This is a genomic window from Azospirillum sp. B2RO_4, assembly GCF_051124815.1.
Taxonomy (GTDB): Bacteria; Pseudomonadota; Alphaproteobacteria; order Azospirillales; family Azospirillaceae; genus Azospirillum.
Genome location: NZ_CP118492.1, coordinates 171,785 through 198,461 on the forward strand (window position 1 = coordinate 171,785; position 26,677 = coordinate 198,461).

The following is a 26,677-nucleotide window of genomic DNA, read 5'->3' on the forward strand; positions in this document are numbered from 1 at the left end:
GGGTCACGGCCGTCAACCTGGGGCCGTGGGACTGGGAGGGTATCCTGGTGGGGAAGACAGTGGAATATCGCCGTTTCGGCGGTAGCGGTCCCGCACCCCGGCAGGAGGAACGTGCGCTGTTGTCAGTCGGGTTCATCCTGACCAACAATTTCACGTTGACGGCGCTCGCCCCCTTCATCGACGCGCTCCGGCTGGCGGCCGACGAGGGCGACCGGTCGCGCCAGATCCGTTGCCGCTGGACCATCATGGGTTCGCGGGCCGAGCCGGTGATGTCCAGTTGCGGCATCGGCGTCGCCCGCTGGGAACCGCTGACCGATCCCCGCCGCTTCGACTATGTGGTCGTGGTGGGCGGGTTGCTGCACGGCGGCCCGCAGTTGGACGACGAGACGCTGGCCTATCTGCGCGCCGCGGCATCCTATGGCGTCACCCTGATCGGCGTTTGCACCGGCAGCTTCGTGCTGAGCCGCATCGGCCTGATGAAGAACCGGCGCTGCTGCGTCAGCTGGTATCATCACCGCGATTTCATCGAGGAATTTCCCGATCTGGTGCCGGTGGCCGACCAACTCTACGTGGTGGACCGCGACCGCATCACCTGTTCGGGCGGCGCCGGGGTGGCGGACCTTGCCGCCTTCCTGATCGAGCGCCATCTGGGCCGCGCCACCGCCCAGAAAACCATGCACATCCTGCTGATCGACAAGGCGCGTCCCGCCAGCCAGTCGCAACCGCAGCCGCCGACGGTCGTGGAGATCACCAACGACCGCGTCCGCCGTGCCCTTCTGCTGATGGAGCAGCACATCAGCGACCCGCTGTCGGTGGAGGAGATGGTCCGCCGGCTGAACGTCAGCACCCGCCAGTTCGAACGGCTGTTCCGGCTGGCCGTCGGCACCAGCCCGGCCACCTACTACCGGACACTGCGCCTGCGCTACGGTCACTGGCTGTTGCGCAACACCAAGCGTTCGGTCACCGCCATCGCGAACGAGGCCGGCTTCGCCGACTGCGCCCATTTCTCCCGCCAGTTCCGCGAGCTGTTCGGCATCTCGCCGTCGGAGGTACGCCGCACCGCCGAGCCCGATGCGGAGGCCGATCCGCATCTCTCGCCCCTCGCCGCCTTCCGGCGCACCAACGGCGACTCCCTGCTGCCCGACCGCCGCCTGTTCGAAGACCCGGCGCCGACGGCCCAAGAGGGTATGGCGACGGACTGAAGGGGGTGCTACCACTCCTAATTCGCCCAAAGAATTCAGGCATTTGACGGCCCGCCCCGGCATCGCTCCGCCTCTGTCGCAAAAAGGTAATTCCCGGTCGCGGGGGGCAACGCGACAATCGCGCCGATGGTGAATTCTTGGCAGGCTCAATACTGGGGATCGTTCCTGCCATGTCCTCACCCGCCGAAGCCCTTCTGAAGCCTCTGCAGATCAAGCATTTGACGATCCGTAACCGCGTGATGAGCACCAGCCACGCGCCGGGTTACGGGTCCGAAGGCAAGCCGAAGGAACGCTATCAGCTCTACCACGAGGAAAAGGCCAAAGGCGGCATCGGCCTGACGATGTTCGGCGGCTCATCCTCCGTCGCGGTGGACAGCCCGGCGGCGCCGTGGAACCAGATTTCCGTCGCCGACGACAGCGTCATTCCCTTCTTCCGTGAATTCTCCGACCGGGTGCATCGCCATGGCGCGGCGCTGATGATCCAGCTGACTCACATGGGCCGGCGCACCCGCTGGGACACCGAGAACTGGCTGCCCACCGTCTCCGCCTCGGCCGCGCGCGAACCGGCGCACCGTAACACGCCGAAGGAGATGGAGGATTTCGACTTCAAGCGGATCATCGCCAGCTATGCCGCCGCCGCCCGCCGCTGCAAGGAAGGCGGTCTGGACGGTTTCGAGCTGTCGGCCGCCCACGGCCACCTGATCGACCAGTTCTGGAGCCCCTCGGTCAACCGGCGCACCGACAAGTATGGCGGCAGCCTGGAAAACCGCATGCGCTTCGGCATCGAGGTGTTCGAGGCGATCCGCGCCGAGGTCGGCGACGACTACGTCATCGGCATGCGCATGTCGGGCGACGAGCTGATCGACGACGGCCTCAGCCACGAGGACTGCATCGCCATCGCCCGCACCTATGCCGAGCGCGGGCTGATCGACTTCGTCAATGTGCTGGGCGGACAGGCGCGCGATCATCTGGCGCACGCCATCTCGCTGCCCAACATGTCCTTCCCGGTCGCCCCCTTCCTGCATCTGGCCAGCGGCATCAAGCGCGAGGCCGGCATCCCCGTCTTCCATGCCCAGCGCGTGACCGACCTCGCCACCGCCGCCCGCGCGGTGGAGGAGGGCCATGTCGACATGGTCGCCATGACCCGTGCCCACATCGCCGACCCGCATCTGGTGCGCAAGCTGATGGAGGGACGGCTGGACGATGTGCGGCAGTGCGTCGGCGCCGGCTATTGCATCGACCGCATCTATGTCGGCGGCGACGCGCTGTGCATCCAGAACGCGGCGACGGGACGCGAGAGCACCATGCCGCACGTGATCCCGAAGGCGGAGCGCAAGCGCCGCGTCGTCGTGGTCGGCGGCGGTCCCGGCGGCCTGGAAGCCGCCCGCGTCTGTGCCGAGCGTGGCCATTCGGTCGTCCTGCTCGAACGCAACGCCGCCCCCGGCGGCCAGATCGGCATCGCCGCCAAGGCGACCTGGCGTGAGGCGATGAGCGGCATCACCCGCTGGCTGTCCCAGCAGGTCACCAAGCTGGGCGTCGATGTCCGCCTTGGGGTGGAGGCCGACCGCAGCACCGTGGAGGCCGAGAATCCCGACGTGGTGATCCTCGCCACCGGCGGCCGGCCCAACCGCGGCGATTTCAAGGGCGCCGCCTTGGCGGTGTCGACCTGGGATGTCCTGACCGGGGCGGTGGAGCCGACGGGGACCGTCCTGATGTATGACGGCACCGGCCAGCATCACGGCGCCTCCTGTGCCGAATTCATGGCCAAGCGCGGCGCGCTGGTAGAGATCGCCACCCCCGATCGCATGGTGGCGGAGGAGGTCGGCACCACCAACCAGCCGATCCACCTGCGCGAGCTGTACAAGCTGAACGTGGTGATGACCACCAACCACCAGCTCGTGGAGATCTACCCGGAGGGCAACCGCCGCGTCGCCGTCCTGCGCAACGAATACACCCACGAGGAGGAGGAGCGGCTGGTCGACCAGATTGTGGTGGAGCTGGGCACGCTGCCCAACGACGGCCTCTATTTCGATCTGAAGGACCACTCGCTGAACCGCGGCCAGACCGATCTCGACAGCCTGATCGCCGGCCGGCCGCAGCCGGTGCAGGCCAACGGCCATGGCGGCTACACGCTGCATCGCATCGGCGACGCGGTGGCCGGCCGCAACATCCACGCCGCCATCTACGACGCGGCCCGGCTGTGCAAGGACATCTGACGACCACCCATCCGCCCCCGCCACGCGACAGGAGCCGTCCGACGTGATCGCCACCGCTCTTACCACCGTCGTCCTTGCCGTCCTCGCCATCGGCGCGGCATTGGCCGCCTGGCAGTCGCGGCGCTGGCTGGCCGGCCGCCCGGCGGCGGTCGGTGTGGTCGCCGGACTGCGCGCTTTGCCCGGCCGCTATCTGGTGGATGTCCACGATGTGGTGGGGCGGACGCCGTTCAACGCCCGGTTCCACGCCTTGGCTGCTGGTGGTTTCCTGGCGTCGATCGGGCTGCTGGTGGCGATGGGCGTCGGCATCGCTGGTTCCTGGGCCGGCTCGCGCATCGTCTGGCTGCTGCTGGCCGTGGTGCTGGCGGCGATGCTGGCGGGATCGCTGATGGTCTGGCATCGCCGCCGGGTGGTCCGCCCGCGCGAGCTGTCGCAGGGCCGCTTCGCCCGCCTTCCGGTGTCGCTCTTGGGCTTTTCCGGCTGTCTGCTTTTGGTGTCCCTCGACCAGTCGCTGGGCGGTGTGATGCCGGAGGCGCTGGCCCTGGTCCTTGTCGCGATTACCGGGCTGACGCTGGCCGATCTGGTGTGGGGGGTGTGGAAGGGACCGCTGAAGCACGCGGTGCATGGCGCGCTGCATCTGGCCTTCCACCCGCGCCCGGCCCGCTTCCACGACGGCAAGGGGCGCGACACCGGGCTGAAGCCGCTGCCGCTCGCGCCGGCGGAGGAGAGTGAGCCGGGCGCGCTGGGCGTGGAGCGTCCGGTCGATTTCGCCTGGAACCGGCTGCTCGGCTTCGACGCCTGCGTCCAGTGCGGGCGGTGCGAGACGGCCTGCCCGGCTTATGCCGCCGGCCTGCCGCTGAACCCGAAGAAGCTGGTGCAGGATCTGGTCGCCGCCATGGACGGCGAGGCCAGCGACGCCGCCTATGCCGGCAATCCCCATCCCGGCCGCGGCGTCGGCAAGGCCCATGGCGGGGCGGCGCTGCCGCTGATCGGGCCGGACGCGATGATCCATCCCGACACGCTGTGGTCCTGCACCACCTGCCGCGCTTGCGTGCAGGAATGCCCGATGATGATCGAGCATGTGGATGCCGTCGTCGACCTCCGCCGTTTCCAGACGCTCGAGCTGGGCGCCACTCCCGGCAAGGCCGCCGTCATGCTGGAGGAGCTGCGCGCCACCGACAACCCCGGCGGCCGCTCGCTCGCCCGGCGCTGGGATTGGGCGGCCGACCTGTCGCTGCCCCGGCTGCCGGCCGGCGGATCTTGCGACACGCTGCTGTGGGTCGGCGACGGCGCCTTCGACCTGCGGGTCCAGCGCTCGCTGCGGGCACTGGTCGTGCTGCTGCGCCGCGCCGGGGTGGACTTCGCCGTGCTGGGCGACGAGGAGCTGGATTGCGGCGATGTCGCCCGCCGGTTGGGCGACGAGGCGACCTTCCAGTCGCTGGCGATCCGTAACGTCGCGACGCTGAACGCCCGCCGCTTCAACCGTATCGTCACCGCCGATCCGCATGCGCTGCACACGCTGCGCAACGAATATCCGGCCTTCGGCGGCAATTGGACCGTCGTCCATCACACCGCCCTGCTGCTGGACCTGATCACCAATGGCGTGCTGACCGTCACCAAGCCGGTCGGGCGCAGTGTCACCTTCCACGATCCCTGCTATCTCGGCCGCTACAATGGCGAGATCGAGGCGCCGCGCGCCCTGCTGGACGCCATCGGCGTGGAGCGCCGGGAAATGCTGCGCTCCGGTATGCGGTCGAGCTGCTGCGGTGGCGGTGGCGGCGCTCCGCTAACCGACGTGTCGGGCGAACGCCGCATTCCCGACGTCCGCATGGAGCATGTCCGGGAGACCGGCGCCTCGCTGGTTGCCGTCGCCTGCCCCAACTGCGCTCTGATGCTGGAGGGCGTCGTCGGTCCCCGGCCGGAGGTGGCGGAGATCGCCGAACTGGTGCTCGCCGCGACGGAGACCGCCCGATGACCACTCCTCCGACCTTCCGCCGCCGTGTCGATCCCCGCGCCGAGCGTGCCGCCCGCACCATCCTGACCGGCCAGCGTCCGCGCCTGCTGCGCCAGCCGGTCGCCGCAGCGACGAATGAACGCCGCCGCGACCCGCGCGCCATCCGCGACGCCGCCCTGGTCCAGCGCCAGCCGCGCCCGCGCTACGACTGGACGCGCGACGCGGCCTCGACCACTCCCGCTCCGATGATGGGCGCCGCAATTGCCGTCGCCCCCGCGATCCCGCTGCAGGTGATCGCCGAGCCGGCCTATCTGATCCTCGCCATACTCGACCGGCCCGGCGGCGAGGTCAGCGAGCATGACCGGCAGGTGATCGCCGCCGCCCGCCTGCTGGCCGACGCCGGCGGCGGTGCGGTGGTGACCGTCTCCACCGGGTCGGGAGAGGCGCTGACCGAGGCCGGGTCCGACCGCCATGTCGCCCTGCCCGAGAATTGGGCAGACGACTACGTGCCGGAACGGCGGGCCGCCACCGCTTCGGCGCTGATCGAGGCGCTGTCTCCCCGCCACATCCTGTTCCCGGACAGCCCGGACGGCGCCGACGTCGCACGGCGGGTCGCGGCGGCGGCGGGAGAGCGGCTGTTCGCCGGCGTACAGAGCCTCGGCCCCGACCGCGCCACCCGGCAATCGGCCGGCGGGTCGCTGGAGACCGGGCACCGCCCCACCCGGCTGATGACGGTGGCGGCGGACGCCTTCGCCCCGCTCGACGGCGTGCGGCATGAAGCCCGGCCGCTCGACCTCGCCGGTCCGCTGCTGGCCGGTGAGAAGGTTCTGCCCCGCCTGGGCGGTGCCCGCCGGTTGGCGGTCGATCCCGACGCCCTGTCGCTGTCGGAAACCGACTTCATCCTCAGCGCCGGCAACGGCGTGACCGACTGGGGGAGCTTCGCGGAACTGGGCGAGGCGCTGGGCGCCACCCGCGCCGGCAGCCGCGTGGTCTGCGATGCCGGCCATCTGCCGCGCGAACGGCAGGTCGGCGCCTCCGGCACGGTGGTCAGCGCCCGCTGCTACCTAGCCTTCGGCATCGCCGGTGCGCCGCAGCATCTTCAGGGCATCACCGGCGTCCGCCATGTCATTGCCGTCAACACCGACCTCCACGCCGAGATGATCAAGCGGGCAGACCTGTCCATCGTCGCCGATGCGCAGGCCGTCATGCCCGCCCTGATCCGGCTCATCCGGGAGCGCCGCCATGACTGATGTCGCCGTTCTGCTGTCGATCGGCCGCCATCCGGTTTCCGGCCGCGCCCGCCGTGCCGCCACCGACGCGCAGGCGCTGGAGATGGCTCTGTCGCTACGCCCGCGGCGGCTGACGGCGATCCATGCCGGTCCGGCCGCCGATGCCGAGGCGCTGCGCGCCTATCTCGGCATGGGGCTGGAGCGGCTGACGCTGCTGACCCTGCCGGAGGGGACCGACCCGGTCGAACCGCTGATCGCCCATCTGCGCCAGTTCGACCCGTCGATGGTCCTGACCGGGCGACAGGCGGAGGACGGCGAGGGCAGCGGCATGCTGCCGTACCTGATCGCCCGCGGCCTCGACGCTGCTATCGTTCCCGACGTGGTGCGGATCGGACCTGCCGACGCGCAGAACTCCATGCCGGGCACGGCCGACCTCGTTCAGGCGCTGCCGCGCGGACAGCGGCGGGCATTGACCGCCACCGGCCGTTTCGTGGCGACCATCCATCCTTCCGCCCCGCCCGCCCGCGCCTCGGCTTTCGGCCCGGCCCGGCGGGGCGTCATCGAGCCGGTGGCGGCCCAGGCGACCGCCGACCTCTTCCTGTCGGACTGTGAGCATCGGCCTTGGCGACCAAAGCCCAAGCTGATGCGCGTGAAGCGCGGCGGATCGGCCCTCGACCGGCTGAAAGCGGCGACCGAGAGCAAGAGCGGAAAAGGCCAACTGCTGGTCAACCCGACAGCCGAAGCGGGAGCACTGGCCATTTACGACAGCCTAGTCGAACAGGGAATGCTTCCATGAACACCATGCAAAACGATCCTCCCAGTACCGCAGGTCGTGCTGTCGTCAATCGAGGGGAGGCCTGTCGATGAACACGATGATGCGAAGCGCGGTTTCGGTCGGCGGTCCGGCCGGCCTCGGCTTTCCCCGCGGTGCGGCCAGGACGAACGTCGGCGATGACGCGGCGGTCCGCCTGGAAGTGCGGAACGTCTACAAGGTCTTCTCCGCCGATCCCAAGCCGGCGCTGACCATGCTGCGCCAGGGCTCCAGCAAGGCGGAGGTTCTGGAAAAGCTGAACGTCAATGTCGGCGTTCTGGATGCCAGCTTCCAGGTCCGTTCCGGCGAGATTTTCGTCATCATGGGGCTGTCGGGGTCCGGCAAATCCACCATGATCCGCCTGCTGAACCGGCTGATCGAGCCCAGCAGCGGCGAGATCCTGCTCGACGGCAAGGATCTGGTCAGCATGTCCAAGGCCGAGCTGATCCAGGCCCGCCGCCGCAACATGGGCATGGTCTTCCAGTCCTTCGCCCTGATGCCGCATTTGAGCGCGCTGGACAACGCCGCCTTCGGCCTGGAAATCTCCGGCGTCTCCAAGGCCGAGCGTCACAAGGCCGCGCAGCAGGCCCTGGAACAGGTGGGCCTGGGCACCTACGCCCACCGCTACCCGCGCGAAATGTCGGGCGGCATGCAGCAGCGCGTCGGCCTCGCCCGCGCGCTGGCCAACGACCCCACCATCCTGCTGATGGACGAGGCCTTCTCCGCTCTCGATCCGCTGATCCGCACCGAAATGCAGGACGAGCTGCTGCGCCTGCAGCGCGAACACCAGCGCACCATCGTCTTCATCTCCCACGATCTGGACGAGGCGATGCGCATCGGCGACCGCATCGCCATCATGGAAGGCGGCCGCATCGTGCAGGTCGGCACGCCCTATGAAATCCTCAGCCGTCCGGCCGACGATTACGTCCGCTCCTTCTTCCGCAACGTCGATGCGTCCAAGGTGCTGCGGGCCGGCGACGTGGCGCGCTACGAGGCGACCAACACGGTCATCCGCCTGCCGGGCGAGCTGACCCCGGCACTGCAGCAGCTGCGCGAGAACCACCACAATTTCGGCTATGTGCGCACCCAGGACGGCCGCTTCGAAGGTGTCGTCTCGCAGACGACGCTGGAACGCGAACTGAAGGGACCGCAGCCGCGCTTCATCAACGCCTTCCTGCCCGACGTCCGAACGGTCAACGCCGCCACGCCCGTCCACGCCCTGCTCGCCCTCGTCGCCGACACCGAATGGCCGGTGCCCGTCGTCGATGACGACCACAACTTCCTCGGCGCCATCTCGCGCGCCCTCATGCTCCACACCCTGGTCCGGGGGGATTGATCGATGGATTCCGAAATCAGAATCGGCAAATGGGTCGAGGATCTGGTCAGCTTCATGCTCGACCACTTCCAAACGACGTTCGACGCGATCGCGTCGGTGGTGAACGGCTTCGGCGGCGCCATCGACTATGTGCTGGTCGGGGCGCCGGCCTGGCTGCTGATCGGACTGATCGTCGCCATCTCCCTGTGGCGTGTCGGCGTCGGCTTCGCCGCCTTCACCGTCGCCGCCCTGACGCTGATCGCCGGCATGGGGCTGTGGACGGAGACCGCCTCCACCCTGGGACTGGTGCTGACCGCCACCCTGCTCAGCCTGCTGGTCGGCGTGCCGCTGGGCGTCTGGATGGCGCGCAACCGCGTGGTCGAAAGCATCGTCCGCACCACGCTGGACTTCATGCAGACCATGCCGGCCTTCGTCTATCTGATCCCGGCGGTGATGTTCTTCGGCCTGGGCCGGGTGCCGGGCATCCTCGCCACCGTGATCTTCGCCATGCCGCCGGCGGTGCGCCTGACCTCGCTCGGCATCCAGCAGGTGCCGGCCGAGATCGTCGAGGCCGGAAAGGCCTTCGGCTGCCATGACCGCCAGCTTCTGTTCAAGGTGCAGCTGCCGAACGCCCTGCCATCGATCATGGCGGGCGTGAACCAGACCATGATGATGGCGCTGTCGATGATCGTCATCGCCTCGATGATCGGTGCCGGCGGTCTGGGCAACGTGGTGCTGCAGGGCATCCAGCGCCTGGACATCGCGCTCGGCTTCGAAAGCGGCCTCAGCGTCGTGCTGCTGGCGATCGTTCTCGACCGCATCACGCAAAGCTTCGGCCGGACCGCCTCCGCTCCGCGCCCTGCACGCTTCGCGTTCCTGCGGCGCTTCATGCCGGTGCCGGCACGGTGAGCGCAGGGGCTCTTCCGGAAGGGGGCTTCGCCGCCGCTCTTCCGGCTCGGCCCGCGCCACCCCACGGGCCGCGGCTGCCGGGTGACAATGCGGGCGACATCGGAGGCGGCATACGGGTGGAGCGGCTGACCGGCGGCGCCCTGGCCGACCGGGTGGAGGAGTTGGCGGCCCTGCGACTGGCGGTGCTGGGCGAGTTCCCCTATCTCTATTCCGGTTCGGCCGCCTACGAGGAACGCTATCTGTCCGATCTCGGCGGCTTGCCGGGCGGACTCATCCTGGCCGCGTTCGAGCGCAATCGCATGGTCGCGGCCGTCACCGGTGCACCGCTCGATCAGGAACTGGACGCCTTGCGCGACCCGTTCACCCATGCCGGCTGCGCCCCGCGCTCCATCTTCTATTTTGGCGAGGTGGTGGTCCTCCCCTCCCATCGCGGGCGTGGGATCGGGACCACCCTGCTTGAGATCGGCGAATCCCACATACGCGATACCGGCGGCTTCGCGTCCATCGCCTTCGGCGAGATCGTCCGGTCCGTCAACCATCCCCGCCGCCCGAACACCTATCGGACGCCCGATGCCGCGTGGCGGCGTCTGGGCTATCGGCTGGAGCCCGAGATCGGCGGAACCCTGTCCTGGTGCGACGCCTTCGACCGGGAGGAGACCGCCAAACCCCTTCGTTTCTGGGTCAAGTCCCTCGCCACCAGCATCGGAGCATGACACATGCCGCAGGACGGCCTGGTCTTCGATATTCCGGCCGGGGAGAGCACGGACGACGGGTGCCCGCCGCTGGTCCGCGAGATTCCCTACCGCGATCCGGTCGCCGCCTTCGCACCCTGGTCCGGCCAGCCATTCGCCGCCCTTCTGCACAGTGCCGCGGAAGCCGGCGGCCGGGGCCGGTGGAGCATCGTCGCGGCGGAGCCCTTCCGCACCATCGAGGCCCATGGCGAGGCGCGCGGCGGCTCCGTCACGGTTGACGGAGTTGCGGTTGCCGGCGATCCCTTCACGGTGCTGGAGCAGCAGCTGACTGCCCACCGCCTGACCATTCCCCCTGATCTGCCCGTTCCCTTCGCCGGCGGTGCCGTCGGCTTCCTCGGCTACGAGTTGGGACAGGTTCTGGAGCGGCTGCCGGCGCGCCATGGCGACGACAGCGACCTGCCCGACATGGCCTTCGGGCTCTACGACACCGTCATCGTCTTCGATGAGTTGGAACGGCGCGGCTGGATCCTGTCCAGCGGCTTTCCCGAACACGGCCCGGTCGGGCGCCGCCTCCGCGCCGCCGACCGTCTGCACCGCTTCGCCGAGCGGCTGGAATCGGCACCCGCCGCACTGCCGCCCCCCAACGCCGCCACCGCCTCCTGGCGGCCGGAGATCGCGCGGGACGACTATTGCCGGCGGGTGGAGCAGGTGCTGGAATACATCCGCGCGGGCGACATCTTCCAGGCCAACTTCACCGGGCGCTTCCTGGCCGACCGGCCGGGCGGGCTGTCGGTGTTCGACCTCTACCGCCGCCTGCTGGCGCTCAGCCCCGCGCCCTTCGCGGCCTGCCTGACGCTGCCCGGCGGCGCCGGTCTGGCCAGCGCCTCGCCCGAGCGCTTCATCCGGCTGCATGCCGACGGCCGCATGGAAACCCGCCCGATCAAGGGCACCCGCCCGCGCGGCGCCGATGCGGCGGAAGACGACGCCCTGGCCCAGGAGCTTGAGCACAGCGTCAAGGACCGGGCCGAGAACCTGATGATCACCGATCTGCTGCGCAACGACATCGGCCGCGTGGCGCGCATCGGCAGCGTCAGGGTGCCGGTCCTGTGCGGGGTGGAGCGCTTCGCCTCCGTCCACCACCTGGTGTCGGTGATCGAGGGGCAACTGAAGCCGGGGCTGGGTCCGGTCGATTTGCTGCGCGCCACCTTCCCCGGCGGCTCCATCACCGGCGCGCCCAAGATCCGCGCCATGGAGATCATCGACGAGCTGGAGGTCTCACGGCGCGGCGCCTATTGCGGGTCGGTCGCCTGGATCGGCTTCGACGGGGCGATGGACAGCAGCATCGTCATTCGCACCCTGACCGTCACGCCCGACCGCGTCATCGCCCAGGCCGGCGGCGGCATCGTCGCCGATTCCGATCCCGGCCGCGAGCATGACGAGATGATGGTGAAAATTCGCCCGCAGCTGCGGGCGCTGGATGGCGGCCGGAATGGCGGTTGAACCGGCGAGAATCAGGACGTCGACACCGAACGAAGGGTAAGCGACAGGGGGCCGTTGCGGCGTGGCCATTCGACCACATCGCCGGCCCGGCCGCCCATCAGCGCCTCGCCCAGCGGGGATTGCCAGCTGATCCGGCCGGCGGTGGGATCGGCCTCTTCGCCGCCCACCAGCGTGAATGTCCACCGGCGCCCGTTCTCATCCTCTGCGACGACGACGGAGCCGAAGCCGGCCTCATCCGTCGAGCCGGCGGGCCGTACCACCACCGCCGCGGCCAGACGGGCACGCAGCAGGTCGGCGCGCCGCTTGGCACTGCTCATCGCCTGCCGGCCCTCCGGCGCATCGGATCCGCGCAGTTGTGCAATCTCGGCATCGGCCGCGGCAAGCTCCTCCTGCCAGGCGGCGACGGTGGCGGCGGACACATGCAGGGGACCGGTGATCTGCGGCAGCGGCCCCTCGGTTTCGGCGTCGCTTTCCTTGACGAAGGCGCGGCTCATATCCGCCCCCTCAACCGAGCAGCGCCATGGCGGCGGCGGGGGCGCAACTGGCGACCCAGCCCTGTCCGGGGGCACCCACCACATCGCAGAATTCCCGATATGGGCGGCCCAGCCGGGCGGCCACCTCCTTCACGACGGCACGCCCGACGCCGGCCCCAACCACGGGCGCATCCATCGGCAGGATCGGCACCCCGGCCGACAGCACCCGGCAGGCTGCATCGTGGATGCGGCGCAGCTGACGTTCGGTCAGGTCGGCGGCCATCGCCCGCCAGACCGCCGGATCGTAATCGCCGGCATCATGCCCGACCATGCGGGCCAGACGGCGCAGGCTGGCCTCGACCGTCTTCGCCCCATTGTCGGCGGCGGGGTGCTGGTCCGCAGCCTCGTCCAGCCGGCCCAGCACGCGGTAGAGATCGGCGCTGGTGGCGAAATACTCGGCCATCATCGGCAACCGCTCGCCCGCGACCAGCGCGGTGCGCTCCATCGCCATCACCGCCGTGCGGGTCAGCCCGGTATAGAGCAGTTCCTCCACCGCCATCCGCTCGTGATCGGTGACGCCGCGCGCCACCACCGCGCCGTCGCGTACAGGCACGACGTCCGTGGTGGTGCTGCCCATGTCGATCAGAAGCGCCGCCGGCAGGCACCGGGCAACCACCGCGGCGGTCGCCATCCAGTTGGCGGAGGCGACGTCCATCACCTGTTCGCGCGCTTCCGGCGGCGACATCAGTCCGCGCCGGCCGGCAAAGATTCGCAGCCGCCCCCGCGGCAGGGCAGCAGCCATCCGGTCGATCAGCGCGTGCACGCCCTGGGCGCGGTCGTCGAACAGATCGACCAGTTCGCCGGTCATCGTCGCCACATGGTCGGCGTCGGCCGGCAGGCGCTCCAGCACCGAGGCGAGTGCCGCATCCAGCTCTCCCATTCCCTGCCAGAGCCGGCAAGGCACCTGCACCGCGTCGCGCAGCCGGCCGTGCTCCGCCCAGGCGGCCTTCAGGTGGGCGCCGCCGATGTCCCAGCCGATTACGGCCGATCCGCGGGTGTCAGACATGTGCTTCCTCCCGGCCTGCATCGGCCGATCTCGGGTGGAACAGATCCAGGATGTCGCCCGCCGGGTTCCAGCCCAACACCCGCGACAGCCCGGAATAGCCGACGGACAGGCGCGGGTTCACCTCCACCACGATCGGGCCATCAGGCCGGTCGATGAGGTCGACGGCAACATAGCCGCGCAGGCCCGGGATCGCGGCGGCGATGGCGCGGGCCAGCGGCTCCCAGGCGGCACGGCGGTGCTCCATCGCCCCGACCTCCACGCCATGGAAGGAGAAGCAGTCGGTTCCGCGCTCCACCATTTGACGATTGCAGCCGAGCAGCCGCACCCCGCCGTCGTTGTCGACCAGTATGGACAGGCTGCACGCCTCGCCCTCGACCAGCGGCTGGACGATCCAGCGGCCGTCATGCGGCGGCGTCCAGGTCGCGATGTCGGCGACGATGAAGGTGTCGAGGCAACCGGCGCCGTCGTCCGGCTTCACCACATGGCGGGCGGCGGGCGGCGGCGGGGCGCCGAAGGGAACGGTGGGAATGGCCGCGATGCCGTGTTCGGCCAGCCGCGCCGCCGTCGCCGTCTTCGAAGAGGCGAGAGCGATGGCGTCGGGGGCGCAGGCCACCACCGGCCGGCCAGTGCTGCGGAACAGAGCCACGACATGGCCCAGCAGCCCGTCGCTTTCCGGCGCGATCGGCCAGACCACGTCGCACCGGGCGGCTGCATCGCGCCAGCGCGCCTCGGGATCCTCTCCCGGCGCCACCGGGAACAGTGTGACGCGGTCCGACCGAAAAGTCGGTGGGGCAAGCCGGTTGTCCCAGCACAGCGTGACGTGTATTCCATCCAGCGCGACCAGATCGCCGACCAGGGCCGCGACCATCGCGTTGGCCTCATCCATCAGGTCGGTCGGAAGCGGCCCGTTGCACAGCGCGCCGCCGGTGACATACTCGCAGACCAGAACCCGACGAAGGCTGTTCTCCATGGACATCGTTCCCGTCATCGACCTGCTGGGCGAGCAGGTGGTTCATGCAAAGCGGGGGGAGCGTGACCGCTACCGCCCCATCGAAAGTGCGCTGACCGCAGGATCGGCACCACAGGATATCGTGGCGGCGTTGCTGGCGCTGCAACCCTTCCGCGCCTGCTATGTCGCCGATCTCGACGCGATCAGGGGAAATGGCGATCATCGCTCCACCGTCGCGGCGCTGCAGGAACGCTGGCCGGAGGTGGCGTTCTGGGTCGATGCCGGGCTGGCGACGCCCGACGATTGCCGCAGTTGGCTCGACGCCGGAATCCGGCATCTGGTGATCGGCAGCGAAAGCCAGACAGACGGCGCGACGCTGGACGCGGCGCTGGCGCTGGCCGGAGAGGACCGGGTGGCGCTGTCGCTGGATGTCCGGCGGGGCGTGCCGCTGGGACCGGCGGTGCTGCATGAGGATGCCGGCCGCTGGCCCGCTCGGGTGATCGCCATGACGCTGGACCGGGTCGGGTCGGGCGAGGGGCCGGACCTCGACCGCATCGCCGCGCTGGCGGCCCGACGCCCGGGGGTTCGGGTGTGGGGGGCCGGCGGCGTGCGCGACGCGGCGGATTTGGATGCGCTGGCCACGCACGGCGCCGATGCCGTTCTGGTGGCCAGCGCGCTCCACGACCGGCGCCTGGACGCCGGAACGCTTGCCCGCTTCGGTTCCGGTCAGTTGGCGGCGAACGGGTGAACCGCGGCGGCCATGCCGTCCAGCATCTCCTTGGCGGTCGGGCTGCCGGCGATGGCGCGCTTCAGCGCCAGCTTGGTGGCTTCATGGTTGTAGTCCTGGATCTTGCGGTCGTCCTCCGCCTGCCAGTGGATGAAGACGCCGACGGAGATGAACAGGTCGTCGGCCTCGTCCGCCGGGATGGTGCCGTCCTCGACGCATTCGGCGACGGCGAGGGCGACGGCGCGCTGGGCCGGGCCGAACATCTGCACCGCCTGCTTGGCGTTCTTGATCGTGACCTTGTTGAACATGACCGTGGAGGGCTTGACCATCAGGTTTGGCGCCAGCACGGCCAGCAGGCCGTTCACGCCTTCCTTCTGGTTGGTCAGGGTCTGGCAGAAGGCGGTCTCGGCGGCACTGCCGCGCGGACCGATGATGAGATCGATGTGAGCGACCTCGTTGCCGTCGCCCACCAGAGCTTCGCCGACCATAACCTTGTCGATCTTAGACATTGCGCATCCCCTACGGTGGTTGGTTTGATGAGGCTCCGCCGGTTGTCGTCCGGCGGCCACGGTCCGGCAGGCAGTTCGCCGGCCAGCCGAAGCACGAACAGGCAGGCCACCGTCAGGTCGGCGGACGTGCCCGGATTGAGGCCGCGACGCTTCAGCGCGCGGTCGAAAGCAAGAAGCCGGCGGGCTGCTCCGGCCTGATGGCCCGAATGGCCGCCGAAGGCGGAATTGACGGCAAGGCGCCGCTCCAGCCGGAAGGCTTGGCCCTGCACCCGTTCCGCCACCGCCGCGCCATGCTTGCGGGCGATGTGTGTGTCGGGATGCAGCGCCATGAAGCCCAGATGAATGGCGCTCGCCGCCTCCGCCGCGCTGGCGCCGCGACGCAGCGCCGAACGGCCGCGGGCCACACCGAAGGTGAAGATTTCGGCGAAGGCGGTGGCGTATTGCCGGGCGATCAGGTCGCGGTCTGCGGCGACGGCCATGGCGGCCCGCAGGTCGACGCGGGGGGCCTCCGCGACATCATGTTGCGCGGCCTCCCCCAGCCCGGCGGGCAGCGCCAGACGGATGGCTGCGAATGCATCGGCGGCGTCGGCGACGCTCAACCCGTCGAGCACACCCGCCAGTCTCATCCGCAGCGGCTCGCCCTTGTTACGACACAGCGCCGCGGCGGCCAGCGGCGCCAGCAGCAGCACGATGCCGAGATTGGTGTTGCAGCCGGCGACTTCCCGCGTCGCCGTGACGGCGTGCAGGATCGCCTCCCCCACCCGGAGGCCCGGCGTGGCGAGGATCGGGGCGATGGCGGCGGCGCTGTCCAGGAACTGCGTCACGCTCATGCCATGGCCTTCGGCGTGGATGTGGACGTTGCCGGGCTTCAGCGCCATCAGCTCCAGCCGGCAGGCGGTGAACACCGCCTCCTCCACCAGGGCCCGGCAATCCTGTCCCGATATTGATCCGGGAGTGGGCAGCAGGGCGCTCATCCGACCCTCCGCGCGTCTGCCGATGCGGGCGAGGCGGCGGCCAGACGGGCCAGGACCAGATCGGCCAGCGCTTGTGCCACGTCGACCGGCGTCACCGCCTGCAGACCGCGCCACGCCGGCATGCTGTTGACCTCCAGCACCATGAAGCGCCCGTCTGGCGTGCGAATCACGTCCACCCCGGCATAGTCGGCGCCGACGGCAGCGGCGGCGGCCACCGCCAGATCGCCCAGCACGCCCGCAGTGCTGGCCGGATGGCAGCGCGCCCCCTGCTTGACGTTGGTGATCCAATGGTCGCCCTGACGGACCATTGCGGCCAGCGGACGCCCATCCACCACGAAGACGCGCCAGTCGAACCAGCCGCCATCCACCGCGCCGACATACTCCTGCAGATGGTAGACCCCGGCGACCTCGTCGGGCTCGGGCAGCGCCATGCCGGGATCAAGCCGGCGTAGCCCCTTGCCCTGCGACCCGAACAGCGGCTTCAGCACCGTCGCCCGGCCCTCGGCATGGAGGGCGGCGAGGATGGCGGACGCCTGGACGGGATCGGCGACGGTCCAGGTCCGCGGGGTCGGCACTCTGGCGGCGGCCAGCCGGAAAGCGGTGGCGCTCTTGTCGACGCAGCGTTCGATGGCCGCGGGAGTGTTGGCGACCGGCACGCCGCCATGGCTCAGCGCATGCAGCACGGCCAGCCGCAGCGTCACCTGCTCGAAGCTGCCGGCGGAAATGGTGCGGACCAGACAGGCATCGGGCAGACTGCCGTCGAAACCGGCGATCATCGGTCCCTCCGGACCGAAGCCGCAGGCGCTGAGCGACACCGGGACCGCCGTCGCCCCACGCCGGGCGAAGGCAGCGGTCAGCCGCCGGGTGTGCCAGTCGGCGCCGTCTACGAAGATGGCGATGCGGGTCCGTCCCATCGTACCACCCCCTAACCGCCGATGCCGAAGGAGCGGTCGAGCAGTGCCGGAGCCAGCGCCCCGGCGGTGAAGCTCCGTCCGCTCTCGAAGGCGGTGACGACCACGCGGGCCGGACTGAACAGCATCGGGTCGATCTTGAAGAAGTCGAAGCCGTTGGCGGCGAACAGGTCGGCGAAGGGGCGGCCGAAGTCGGCGGAGGCCGAACTGGGCAGGCGGGCGGCGAGGTCGGCCGCGTCGTCGTCCGGCCCGTCGACCAGCAGATGGACGCTGCCCCCGAACAGGATGGCGTCGTTGGTCCGCCCCATCGCCTGGACGAAATCGCGGCCCGGCGGCGGCAGCGGCGCACAGCCGACGCCGTCGCGCACCCGGTCCAGCGGGAAATGCAGGGCGTGCAGCTTGTGCAGCCCTACCTCCAGCACGCGGGCGACGATCTGGACGATGCCGGCCGGGCTGCGGGTCGGCGTCAGGATCAGGGTCACGCGCTCCGCCGGCACGCCGCAATCGCGCGCCACCTTCTCCACCACCGATGCCGGCGGCCGCTTGTCCGTCTCCAGCACCAGAACGGCGCGGTCGGCCATGTCGCGATAACAAAGTTCGGCGAACAGCGGCTCCTTCACCGCCAGGGCGCGACCGGGGCCGGATCCCAAGGCCGAGAACTTCTCGCCCGACAGGCTCCAGCCGGCATATTGGCTGCCCAGGCAGGCGAGCACCGGATCGGCCGCCCCGACCGTCACCTGCGCGGGCCAATGGGCGAAGGGCGAATCCATGGCGATGCGCACGGTGCCGGCGCCGCCCATGCAGATCTCGGCGATGCGGCGCCCGGCCTCCAGGCTGCCCGGCCGATCGATGCCGGCATCGATCACGGTGCAGCCGGCGGCATGCTGCTCCACCCCGATCCGCAGCATGGCGGCATCCGCCACCAGCGCATGCACCAGGGGGGCGGCAAGCCGGTTAACGCTGAAGGGAAGAGACGACATCGGCGGTTTTCTCCATGGGGCCAGTTTTCTCCATAAGGCAGACCCGCCGCGCGCAGTCGGCGACGATGCGTTCGATGCGGTAGGACAGACGACGCCGCGCCTCCTCCTCGTCCCCGCCCCAGGCGGTGACGCTGCACAGCGGCTGTCCGGCCTCGACGGTGGCGCCGGCGCACGGCAGGTCGGCGCACCAGGGCGCCCAGGGGAAATCCGCCGGCATCGTCAGCGGCTCGGCTGCGTAGGCCACCGCACCGGCGATGACGCCCGGACGCGGCGCCCCAAGGCTCCAGCTGCGTCCGGCCGCCGCGTCGAGATGGGCGCGCATCACCCCGCCCAGCCGGTGGCGTTCGAGCAGGTCGAGCGTGGCCCCCGGACGCGGGTTGACCTCCAGCACCGATACCGCTTCCCCGTCGACCAGCAGGTCCAGGCTGTTCAGCCCGACGAGATTGAAGGCCCTGGCGATGCGTCGTGCCGTTTCCGCCAGCCGGACGATCAGCGACGTCGGCACCGCCGCCGGCAGCACCGCCCCGCCATAGCGGAAGGGCGCACCCGTCGCCGGATCGGCCCATTGCCGGCTGATCGCCACCAGCTCACACCGGCCGGAGCGGTCGGCGATGAAGGCGGCGGAGGTCGGGTGGCCCGCGGCCAGCCGTTGCAGATAGTGACCACCCGGCAGCGGCCCCCCGTCCCAGGGGACGATGTGCCAGCCTCCTGCAGCCCCGATGCGCTTGACCAGCCAATCCTCCGCCACGGCATGATCGGGTTCCTCCATCCGGGTTTCCGGATGCGAAACGCCCAACTCCGCAAGCCCAAGCGCCGCCAGCCGGGCGGCGAAACCGGTCGGGTCCTTGGCCGCCCTCACCACCTCCGGACCATTGCCGACCAAGCGGTAAGGGCCGGCCCGCAACAGGGCGGCCAGCAACTCCGGCACCTGTTCGAACCCGGACCCAGCGACCAACCCGCTGCCCGGCGGGGCCAGCGCCCTTGCGCCGGCGATCAGCGCATCCCCGTCGAAGCCGGCGACCGGATCCCCAGCCACGCGACGGGCGGGCATCGGCACATCGGCATCGCCGAACTGGTCCAGCGTCGCCACCATGGCTCCGGTGCGCGCGACCGCCTGGGCGATGGCGCGGCCCGACAGGGCGGCGACCAGGATCAGGTCGCTTTCCGGCATTGGGCACGGGCCAGGGTGAAAGCGTCGTCGAACGCCAGATAGACCGGCTTCGTCGCCTCGCGCATCGCCTTGAACAGGCCATGCTGCGTCTTGAACTTCACATTGCCAATGGCGAGCGCGCCGATGCCGACGGCATCCGTCCCGTCGATCGGAGCACCATCGCTGAAGGCGTCCACCCCCTCCACGCCGGCCGGCGGCACCGCATTGACGTCGGCCACAACCCGCACGGACGGGGCGGCGGCGATCTGCGCGCGGTTCAGCACCTGCACGCCGGCGCGGGCGACCGCCAGCACCACGTCGGTCTCCTCCAGGATGGCGGCTTTGTGCGCATCGGTAGACCCGTCCACCGCGCCCAGCGTCACGCCGAACCGCTGAAGATAGGAGACTGCGCGCTCGGCGACGGACGCGGCACCGTCATGGCCGACCAGCCGCACCGACGCGCCGGCACGGGCTGCCAGCACCGCCGCAATTCCGCCGACCGGTCCCTTGCCGCCGAACACCGCAACCCGCGCGCCGGCCAGATGCATCCCGGCCTTCTCAAGCTGGGCCTCGACTTTCGCGATCATCGCTGCGGCGGTGGTATAGGCGCCGGACGGATCGGCGAAGACCGAGATTTCGAACGGCGGCACCATGGCGCCACGCGCCGCCTCCAGCATGTCCAGCGCCTTCAGGATGTCGCGGCCGGCGATGAACAGGCCGGTCCGTTTGGCATCGCCCGGCGCGCGGGAGAAGATCATGTCCTGGACGAGACCCGGGACTTCACCAGTCTCGACATTGGTATATGGTGCAATGATGCCGTAACCGGCATCGCAAGCCATATTGATGTCGAATGGACTGACCGCCTTAACCGGAGTAATGGCGTGCAGGATATAAGGCTTTTCCATGAAACGAAGTCCTTGGTTCGCTTCATGGCACTGTCTTTCACCTCACATGTTCACGCTGTCTTTTTTGCGACTGTTTCATATCCGGCAGCGACCGCGCTCCGTTCGGCGAATGTCTCCACCACCGCACCGCGATTTCGCCCGCGGCAGACGACGAAACGCAGATTGGATTGCAGCCGCCAGCGCGCCCGCGCCCCCTCCGCTGCCCGTTCCGCCGATCCGGCATCGCCGAAGATCGCGAAGCCGGTCGGCCCCCAGGAACTCTGCCCAACTCCTGTCGCACCCACCGACGGCAGCCAGCGCAGAACCTCGGCCACGTCGGGACTGCTGAAGCGCCCACCCTGCGCCGGTGCAAAATGGTCGCCGACCACGCTCTGCAGTTCTGTGACCGCAGCGCCGAACCGCACCGCATCCCCTTCCGCCAGCGCGGGCAACCCGACCATCAGCGCCATCCGGCACAGATAGGCCGCCTTGTCCGCCGGGAAGGACGGCAGATCGCGGAAGGCGACCGTCTCGGCGGTGCCGGACAGGCCGCGGTTGGCGTCGTCGAACACCAGCAGCATCCGCCATGACTCCGGCAGGGCCATCCGGCTGATGACCGGCGGCGGCTCGTCCAATGCGCCCTTGCCGCCGTCGAGGATGACGCCGCCCTGCTCGAACGCGCCGACCCCGATACCCGACCGGGCGCCTCGGTCCAGCAGGCTGGCGACGCGACGCGGCGGCAGCGGCCGGCCGGTCAGTGCCGACAGGGCCGCCCCGACGGCCAGCGCCAGTTGGGTGCCCGACCCCAGCCCGGAATGGGATGGGATCGTCCGGCCCAGGCGCAGGGAATAGCGGTTCTCCAAGTCCAGCGCGGCGCACAGCCGGTCGAGATACCCCCTCGCCCGCCCGGCGGAACGGTCAGCGGCATCGCCGACCGGATCGCCCCGGACCAGCGTCAATTCCGTTCCCAACCCGTCGAGTGTCAGCCCCAGGCTGCCGAAGCGCCGGCCCAGGCCGCCTTCCATGTCGAGAAACCCCAGATGCAGGCGGGCAGGCACCTCCACCCGCACCGCGTCGACCGTCGGTCGCTGTTCGCCGCAAATCATGGCCTACCTGTCGCAAAAGCCAAGGCGACCAGCCGCCTTTCAGACATAATAAAATCGACAGCGATAAAATCAATGGAAACGACGTTATAAAATCGCATAAACAAAGTAAACACGACATCGGCACCCCTGTTTATCTCGTTTCTTACGAAGAAATCGGGCGCGATTTTACGCATCAACATCTTTGCAGAACTCGTCGCAATCGACATCACGTGCGGGGTTTAGGACATGGACAACGAACTCGGCGGGACCGATCTTCCGCCACCGATGAGCGATGTCGTTTGCCCGTTCTGCGCAATGGCCTGTGACGACCTTACTGTTGCACATGATCGGGTCGGCCGGCTCAGGGTGACCGGCAACGGCTGCGCACGGTCGCGCACCCTGTTCGCCCTACCGGCATTGCCGGCCCATTGCTTCATCAAGGGCCGTGCCGTACCGCTCGACGCGGCACTGGACGCGGCGGCGGCATTGCTGCGGAACGCCGCCTTTCCGGCCGTCGGCGGAATGGCCGCCGACACCGAAGGGGTTTCCGCGGCCCTGGCGCTGGCGGAACGGCTGGGTGCGGTGGTCGACCATGCCGCGTCCGACAGCCTGTTCCACGGCCTGCGCGCCCTGCAGGTGACCGGCGCCATGACCGCCACCTTCGGCGAAGTGCGCAACCGTGCCGACCTGTTCGTGCTGTTCGGGACGGAGTTCGACCGCCACGCTCCCCGGCTGTTCGACCGGCTCATCCGGCCGCCGACGGCCCTGTTCCGCGAAGCCGGCGCCGCGCGCGGCTTTCTCATCGGTCCCGGCGACGGCCCGGCGCCGGATGGGTTCGAACGTCTGACCGCCGATCTGCGCTACGCCCCCGCCATCGCAGCCGCGCTGTCGCAGCTGGTGGCCGGCGAAACCCCGCATGGCGACCGGGTGGGCGGCATCGCGATGGCGGATCTCGCCCGTGTCGCCATGGCATTGCGCGAGGCGCGCTTCGGCGTCGTCGGCTGGGTTTCCGCCACGCTGGACCCGGCGGCCGGCGATGTCGCGGTCGAAGCCTTCAACCGGCTGGTCGTGACCGCCAACGCCTCCACCCGCTGCGCCGGCCTGTCGCTGGGCGGCAAGGGCAATGCCTTGGGCGCCAACTATGTTTGCGCCTGGCAATATGGCGTGCCGCTGCGGTCCCGCCTGGGTGCCGGCCCGCCGGAGCATGATCCGCTGCGCTACCGGCTGAAGAGCCTGCTGGCCGAGGGCGGGGTCGATGCGCTGCTCTGGCTATCGGCGCTGAACGGGGCGGAGGTGCCGGACAGCCGCACCCCGATGATCGTGCTGGCCCGTCCCGGACAGCCGCTGCCCCACGACCCGGAGGTGCTGATCCCGGTCGCCATCCCCGGCCTCGACCATGCCGGCAGTGTCCACCGCGGCGACGGCGTCGCCGCCCTGCCGCTGCGCCGGCTGCGGTATCCCGAATCCTCCGCCGCCACCCTGCCGACTGCCGCGGCGGTGCTGAACGCCCTGCTCGACCGGCTTCCCGCCTCCCCTCTTCCCGTCCTGATCCGAGAGACAGCGCATGTCTGACGCCTACACCCTGCTGCGCGGCGGCCGCGTCTGCGACCCCACCGGGGCCATGATCGGCGGCGATCTGCGCGACCTGTATCTGAAGGACGGCCGCATCGCCGCGACGCCGCCGGCGGATGCCCGCATCGGGGAGGTTGTCGATCTGGACGGCCGCATCGTCATGGCCGGCGCCATCGACATCCACAGCCACATCGGCGGCGGCAAGGTCAATCTCGCCCGCCTGCTGTTGCCGGAGGAGCATCGCGAGCATGGCAGCGGCCCCGACGGTCTGCGCCGGTCGGGCAGCGGTCTGTTCACCCCGTCCAGCTTCGTCACCGGCTATCGCTATGCCGAAATGGGCTACACCGCGGCGTTCGAGCCGGCGATGCTGCCGTCCAACGCCCGCCACACCCATCTGGAACTGGCCGACGTCCCGATCATCGACAAAGGCTGCTACGCCGTCCTCGGCAACGACGATTTCCTGCTGGAGCGGATGGCGGCCGGGGCAACACAGTCGGAGGTCAACGACTATGTCGCCTGGATGCTGCACGCCACCCAGGCGGTCGGCGTCAAGGTGGTGAATCCCGGCGGTATCAGCGCCTTCAAGTTCAACCAGCGCCGCCTGAACCTGGACGAGGCGCATCCCCATTACGGGATCACGCCGCGCCGCATCCTGACCACGCTGGCCACCGCGCTGTCAGACCTGGGGGTGCCGCATCCGCTGCACATCCACTGCAACAATCTGGGCATCCCCGGCAATGAATCGGTGACGCGCGACACCATCGCCGCGCTCGACGGGCTGCCCGCCCACCTGACCCACCTGCAATTCCACAGCTATGGGACGGAGGGCGACCGCCGCTTCTCCTCGGCCGCCGCCGAGATCGCTGAGTCGGTGAACCGCAGCCCGAACATCTCAGTCGATGTCGGCCAGATCATCTTCGGCCAGACCATCACCGCGTCGGCCGACATCATGTCGCAGTTCCGCAACAGCGGCCTCGCCAGCCCACGCAAATGGGTGTGCACCGACATCGAATGCGACGGCGGCTGCGGGCTGGTGCCGTTCCGCTATCGCGACAAGGCCTTCGTCAACGCCCTGCAATGGGCCATCGGGCTGGAACTGTTTCTGCTGATCGACGATCCCTGGCGGGTCTATCTGACCACCGACCATCCGAACGGCGGCCCCTTCACCAGCTATCCGCACCTGATCCGCCTGCTGATGGACCGGAGCTTCCGCAACGAGCAGCTGGCGCGGATCAATCCCGACGTGGCGGCGCACAGCCGGCTCGGCTCCATCGACCGCGAATACACGCTGGAGGAGATCGCCATCATGACCCGCGCCGGCCCCGCCCGCGTGCTGGGCCTGCGCGACCGCGGCCATCTGCGCCCCGGCGCCGTCGCCGACGTGGTGGTGTACGACGATTTGCCCGACCGCGAGGCGATGTTCGCCGCGCCTGCGCTGGTGTTCAAGAACGACCGGCTGGTGGCGCGGAACGGACAGCTGACCGCAACCGGCTGGGGCGACACCATCGTCGTCCGGCCGGAGTTCGATTCCGCCATCGAACGGCGGCTGAAGCCGTGGTTCGAGGATCACCAGACCGTACGGCTCGGCAACTTCCGCATCGCGGACGGGGAGATCCTCGACCATGGCCGCGGTGGCCTGTCCATCGTTCCGACTCTGACGGCGTCCGACTCATGCTTCTGAACGGCATCCACATCGAGAACACCTATGCCGAGGCCTTCGACATGAAGGCGACCCGGCTGATCGTGACCGCCGACACGCCAGCCTGGGCGCGCCATGCCGGGATGGCGGCGACCGGATTCGCCACCTCGGTCATCGCCTGCGGCTGCGAGGCGGGAATCGAGCGTGAGCTGGCGCCGGAGGAAACCCCGGACGGGCGCCCCGGCGTGTCCCTGCTGTTCTTCGCCACCGGGCGCAGCGTGCTGGGCAAGCAGGTGGAGACCCGGCTCGGCCAATGCATCCTGACCTGCCCCGGCACCGCCTGCTTCTCCGGCGTGCCGCGCGGCGCCAGGGAGGATCTGATACCGCTGGGTCAGAAGCTGCGCTATTTCGGCGACGGGCAGCAGATGTCCAAGCTGCTGGGCGGCCGGCGCTATTGGCGCATCCCGGTGATGGACGGCGAATTCCTGTGCGAGGAATCGAGCTGGAGCGTCCCGGCGGTCGGCGGCGGCAACCTGCTGATCCTTGCCGACGCACGGATGGCGGCGCTGGAGGCGGCGGAGGCGGCGGCGGACGCCATGCGCGCCGTGCCCAACGTGGTGCTGCCGTTCCCCGGCGGGGTCGTGCGCTCCGGCTCCAAGGTGGGGGCGAAGTATAAGGGGATGCCGGCCTCCACCAACGATGCCTATTGCCCGACGCTGCGGGGACTGCCCCGCTCCCGCCTGCCGGCGGAGGTGGAATCGGTGCTGGAGATCGTCATCGACGGACTGACGGCGGCCGACGTCGCGGCAGCCACCACCGCGGGGCTGAAATGCCTGATCGAGCGCGGTCGGGGCTCCGGCGTGTGGGGCGTCACCGCCGGCAATTACGGCGGCAAGCTGGGCCGCCACCACTTCCACCTTCACGAGCTGCTGCCATGAGCGTGCTGAGCTTCCGCCTGAAAGGCCCGTTGACCGGCCGCGTCGATGCCTCTCCCCTGCTGCCGCACCGGCTGGCGGCGATGGACCCGAGGGAGATCGCCGCCTTGACCCTTCGGCTCGGCCGGGGACAAATCGCGGTGGGCGACCTGTTCGACCTGTCGGGCAGCCCCGGCGACACCGTCGAACTGGAGGGCGACGAGCGGCTCGACTTCGTCGGGGCGGGACTGTCCGGCGGCACCATCCGCGTCGCCGGAGCGGTCGGCCACCGCGCCGGCACCGGCATGAGCGGCGGATCCCTGGTGGTGGAGGGAACGGCCGGGCTGGCGGCGGGTGCCGCCATGCGCGGCGGCGTGCTGACCATATGCGGCGATGCCGGCAACGAGCTGGGCGGCGCCCTGCCGGGCGAACGGGCGGGCATGACGGGCGGGCGGATCCTGGTCCGGGGCAGTTGCGGCGACCGTGTCGGCGAGCGCATGCGGCGCGGACTGATCGCGGTCGGCGGCGACGTCGGGGCCTATGCCGCCCTGCACATGAACGCCGGCAGCCTGTTGATCGGCGGCAGGCCGGGCGCCGCCACCGGCCATGGCATGCGGAACGGCACCGTCCTGTTCCGCGGCGAGATCGATGCGCTGCCGGGATTCGCCGACTGCGGTCTCAACCAGCTGCCCTTCCTGTCACTTTTGGACAATCACCTGTCCGAACTGGACGGGGTTCCACCCGCCTGCCGGGGCATGACCGGATGGGCACGCCGCTGGCTGGGCGACCGTGGCTTCGGCGGACGCGGCGAGCTGCTGTCCTGCGTTTAAAAAAGCATCAGCCCAATGATCATCCGGACCCAGCCGTTCGGGGTGTGTGGGATTACCCCGCCGGATGATATTATCGTTCGCACACCCGGATGATTTGCATAAAAAACAATCCCGATTCGATCAACGTCGCGCTCCTTCAAGGATAATGTCCGCTTTGTTCAATGTCGCCGGGCCGCAACCTGCGTAGGC

At 69.7% G+C, this 26,677-nt stretch carries 24 protein-coding genes; 14 read left to right on the plus strand and 10 right to left on the minus strand.

Features of this window, described 5'->3' with window-relative positions:
• The first annotated feature begins 59 nt into the window (after positions 1-59).
• From PWS46_RS30405 to pabB, 9 genes are all read left to right on the plus strand, one after another.
• Positions 60-1,202 carry a GlxA family transcriptional regulator gene (locus PWS46_RS30405; RefSeq protein ID WP_434626040.1) on the plus strand — a complete coding sequence of 381 codons (1,143 nt, stop codon included), beginning with the start codon at positions 60-62 and terminating at the stop codon, positions 1,200-1,202.
• Between the two features lie 170 nt (positions 1,203-1,372).
• A complete protein-coding gene (locus tag PWS46_RS30410) occupies positions 1,373-3,418 on the plus strand; it encodes an FAD-dependent oxidoreductase (protein ID WP_434625735.1) in 2,046 nt (681 codons plus the stop codon).
• A 43-nt stretch (positions 3,419-3,461) separates the two neighbouring features.
• Positions 3,462-5,390: a (Fe-S)-binding protein gene (locus PWS46_RS30415; RefSeq protein ID WP_434625736.1), complete on the plus strand. Its 1,929-nt coding sequence runs from the start codon at positions 3,462-3,464 to the stop codon at positions 5,388-5,390.
• Complete coding sequence (locus PWS46_RS30420) at positions 5,387-6,619, plus strand: electron transfer flavoprotein subunit alpha/FixB family protein (RefSeq protein WP_434625737.1); 1,233 nt, start codon at positions 5,387-5,389, stop codon at positions 6,617-6,619. The genes PWS46_RS30415 and PWS46_RS30420 overlap by 4 nt, the downstream gene beginning before the upstream one ends.
• Positions 6,612-7,394: an electron transfer flavoprotein subunit beta gene (locus PWS46_RS30425; RefSeq protein ID WP_434625738.1), complete on the plus strand. Its 783-nt coding sequence runs from the start codon at positions 6,612-6,614 to the stop codon at positions 7,392-7,394. The genes PWS46_RS30420 and PWS46_RS30425 overlap by 8 nt, the downstream gene beginning before the upstream one ends.
• Positions 7,395-7,461: 67 nt before the next feature.
• The gene (gene proV / locus PWS46_RS30430; protein WP_434625740.1) at positions 7,462-8,745 is read left to right on the plus strand and encodes a glycine betaine/L-proline ABC transporter ATP-binding protein ProV; all 1,284 of its coding nucleotides are present in this window, start codon (positions 7,462-7,464) and stop codon (positions 8,743-8,745) included.
• Between the two features lie 3 nt (positions 8,746-8,748).
• The gene (locus PWS46_RS30435; RefSeq protein ID WP_434625742.1) at positions 8,749-9,633 is read left to right on the plus strand and encodes an ABC transporter permease; all 885 of its coding nucleotides are present in this window, start codon (positions 8,749-8,751) and stop codon (positions 9,631-9,633) included.
• Positions 9,634-9,749: 116 nt separating this feature from the next.
• Positions 9,750-10,346: a GNAT family N-acetyltransferase gene (locus PWS46_RS30440; protein ID WP_434625744.1), complete on the plus strand. Its 597-nt coding sequence runs from the start codon at positions 9,750-9,752 to the stop codon at positions 10,344-10,346.
• Positions 10,347-10,349: 3 nt separating this feature from the next.
• The gene (gene pabB / locus PWS46_RS30445; RefSeq protein WP_434625746.1) at positions 10,350-11,825 is read left to right on the plus strand and encodes an aminodeoxychorismate synthase component I; all 1,476 of its coding nucleotides are present in this window, start codon (positions 10,350-10,352) and stop codon (positions 11,823-11,825) included.
• Positions 11,826-11,836: 11 nt separating this feature from the next.
• Here the strand turns inward: pabB and PWS46_RS30450 are convergent, their stop codons facing one another.
• The 3 genes from PWS46_RS30450 to PWS46_RS30460 are packed head-to-tail and all read right to left on the minus strand — an operon-like array spanning position 11,837 to position 14,334.
• Positions 11,837-12,319, minus strand: a complete 483-nt coding sequence (locus PWS46_RS30450; protein WP_434625748.1) for a GreA/GreB family elongation factor — start codon at positions 12,317-12,319, stop codon at positions 11,837-11,839.
• A 10-nt stretch (positions 12,320-12,329) separates the two neighbouring features.
• Positions 12,330-13,364 carry a hydantoinase/oxoprolinase family protein gene (locus tag PWS46_RS30455; RefSeq protein ID WP_434625750.1) on the minus strand — a complete coding sequence of 345 codons (1,035 nt, stop codon included), beginning with the start codon at positions 13,362-13,364 and terminating at the stop codon, positions 12,330-12,332.
• Entirely contained in the window at positions 13,357-14,334 is a 978-nt protein-coding gene (locus PWS46_RS30460) for an ATP-grasp domain-containing protein (RefSeq protein WP_434625752.1), read from the minus strand. Before PWS46_RS30460 ends, PWS46_RS30455 begins: the two co-directional genes overlap by 8 nt.
• Between PWS46_RS30460 and PWS46_RS30465 the strand changes: the two genes are divergently transcribed.
• Positions 14,333-15,061 (plus strand): HisA/HisF-related TIM barrel protein, encoded by a 729-nt coding sequence (locus PWS46_RS30465; RefSeq protein WP_434625754.1) that lies wholly within the window; start codon positions 14,333-14,335, stop codon positions 15,059-15,061. The two genes, PWS46_RS30460 and PWS46_RS30465, sit on opposite strands and share 2 nt — an antisense overlap.
• On the opposite strand, the gene fae is transcribed toward PWS46_RS30465, so the two are convergent.
• From fae to PWS46_RS30500, 7 genes are read right to left on the minus strand one after another with little or no spacing between them, the layout of a single operon-like run.
• Positions 15,040-15,528, minus strand: a complete 489-nt coding sequence (fae, locus tag PWS46_RS30470; RefSeq protein ID WP_244560998.1) for a formaldehyde-activating enzyme — start codon at positions 15,526-15,528, stop codon at positions 15,040-15,042. The two genes, PWS46_RS30465 and fae, sit on opposite strands and share 22 nt — an antisense overlap.
• Positions 15,423-16,523: a triphosphoribosyl-dephospho-CoA synthase gene (locus PWS46_RS30475; RefSeq protein WP_434625756.1), complete on the minus strand. Its 1,101-nt coding sequence runs from the start codon at positions 16,521-16,523 to the stop codon at positions 15,423-15,425. The genes fae and PWS46_RS30475 overlap by 106 nt, the downstream gene beginning before the upstream one ends.
• Positions 16,520-17,437 carry an ATP-grasp domain-containing protein gene (locus PWS46_RS30480; RefSeq protein WP_434625758.1) on the minus strand — a complete coding sequence of 306 codons (918 nt, stop codon included), beginning with the start codon at positions 17,435-17,437 and terminating at the stop codon, positions 16,520-16,522. The genes PWS46_RS30475 and PWS46_RS30480 overlap by 4 nt, the downstream gene beginning before the upstream one ends.
• An 11-nt stretch (positions 17,438-17,448) precedes the next feature.
• On the minus strand, positions 17,449-18,414 hold the full coding sequence (gene mch / locus PWS46_RS30485; RefSeq protein WP_434625760.1) for a methenyltetrahydromethanopterin cyclohydrolase: 966 nt from the start codon (positions 18,412-18,414) through the stop codon (positions 17,449-17,451).
• Entirely contained in the window at positions 18,389-19,585 is a 1,197-nt protein-coding gene (locus PWS46_RS30490) for an ATP-grasp domain-containing protein (protein WP_434625762.1), read from the minus strand. Before PWS46_RS30490 ends, mch begins: the two co-directional genes overlap by 26 nt.
• Positions 19,567-20,469 carry an NAD(P)-dependent methylenetetrahydromethanopterin dehydrogenase gene (locus PWS46_RS30495; RefSeq protein WP_434625764.1) on the minus strand — a complete coding sequence of 301 codons (903 nt, stop codon included), beginning with the start codon at positions 20,467-20,469 and terminating at the stop codon, positions 19,567-19,569. The genes PWS46_RS30490 and PWS46_RS30495 overlap by 19 nt, the downstream gene beginning before the upstream one ends.
• Positions 20,470-20,519: 50 nt before the next feature.
• Positions 20,520-21,554, minus strand: a complete 1,035-nt coding sequence (locus PWS46_RS30500) for a beta-ribofuranosylaminobenzene 5'-phosphate synthase family protein (protein ID WP_434625766.1) — start codon at positions 21,552-21,554, stop codon at positions 20,520-20,522.
• A 225-nt stretch (positions 21,555-21,779) separates the two neighbouring features.
• Here PWS46_RS30500 and PWS46_RS30505 point away from each other — a divergent pair, with 225 nt between their 5' ends.
• The 4 genes from PWS46_RS30505 to PWS46_RS30520 are packed head-to-tail and all read left to right on the plus strand — an operon-like array spanning position 21,780 to position 26,488.
• Entirely contained in the window at positions 21,780-23,105 is a 1,326-nt protein-coding gene (locus PWS46_RS30505) for a formylmethanofuran dehydrogenase (RefSeq protein ID WP_434625768.1), read from the plus strand.
• The gene (locus PWS46_RS30510; protein WP_434625770.1) at positions 23,098-24,786 is read left to right on the plus strand and encodes a formylmethanofuran dehydrogenase subunit A; all 1,689 of its coding nucleotides are present in this window, start codon (positions 23,098-23,100) and stop codon (positions 24,784-24,786) included. Before PWS46_RS30505 ends, PWS46_RS30510 begins: the two co-directional genes overlap by 8 nt.
• Positions 24,777-25,682: a formylmethanofuran--tetrahydromethanopterin N-formyltransferase gene (gene fhcD / locus PWS46_RS30515; protein ID WP_434625772.1), complete on the plus strand. Its 906-nt coding sequence runs from the start codon at positions 24,777-24,779 to the stop codon at positions 25,680-25,682. The genes PWS46_RS30510 and fhcD overlap by 10 nt, the downstream gene beginning before the upstream one ends.
• The gene (locus PWS46_RS30520; protein WP_434625774.1) at positions 25,679-26,488 is read left to right on the plus strand and encodes a formylmethanofuran dehydrogenase subunit C; all 810 of its coding nucleotides are present in this window, start codon (positions 25,679-25,681) and stop codon (positions 26,486-26,488) included. The genes fhcD and PWS46_RS30520 overlap by 4 nt, the downstream gene beginning before the upstream one ends.
• Positions 26,489-26,677: the final 189 nt, after the last annotated feature.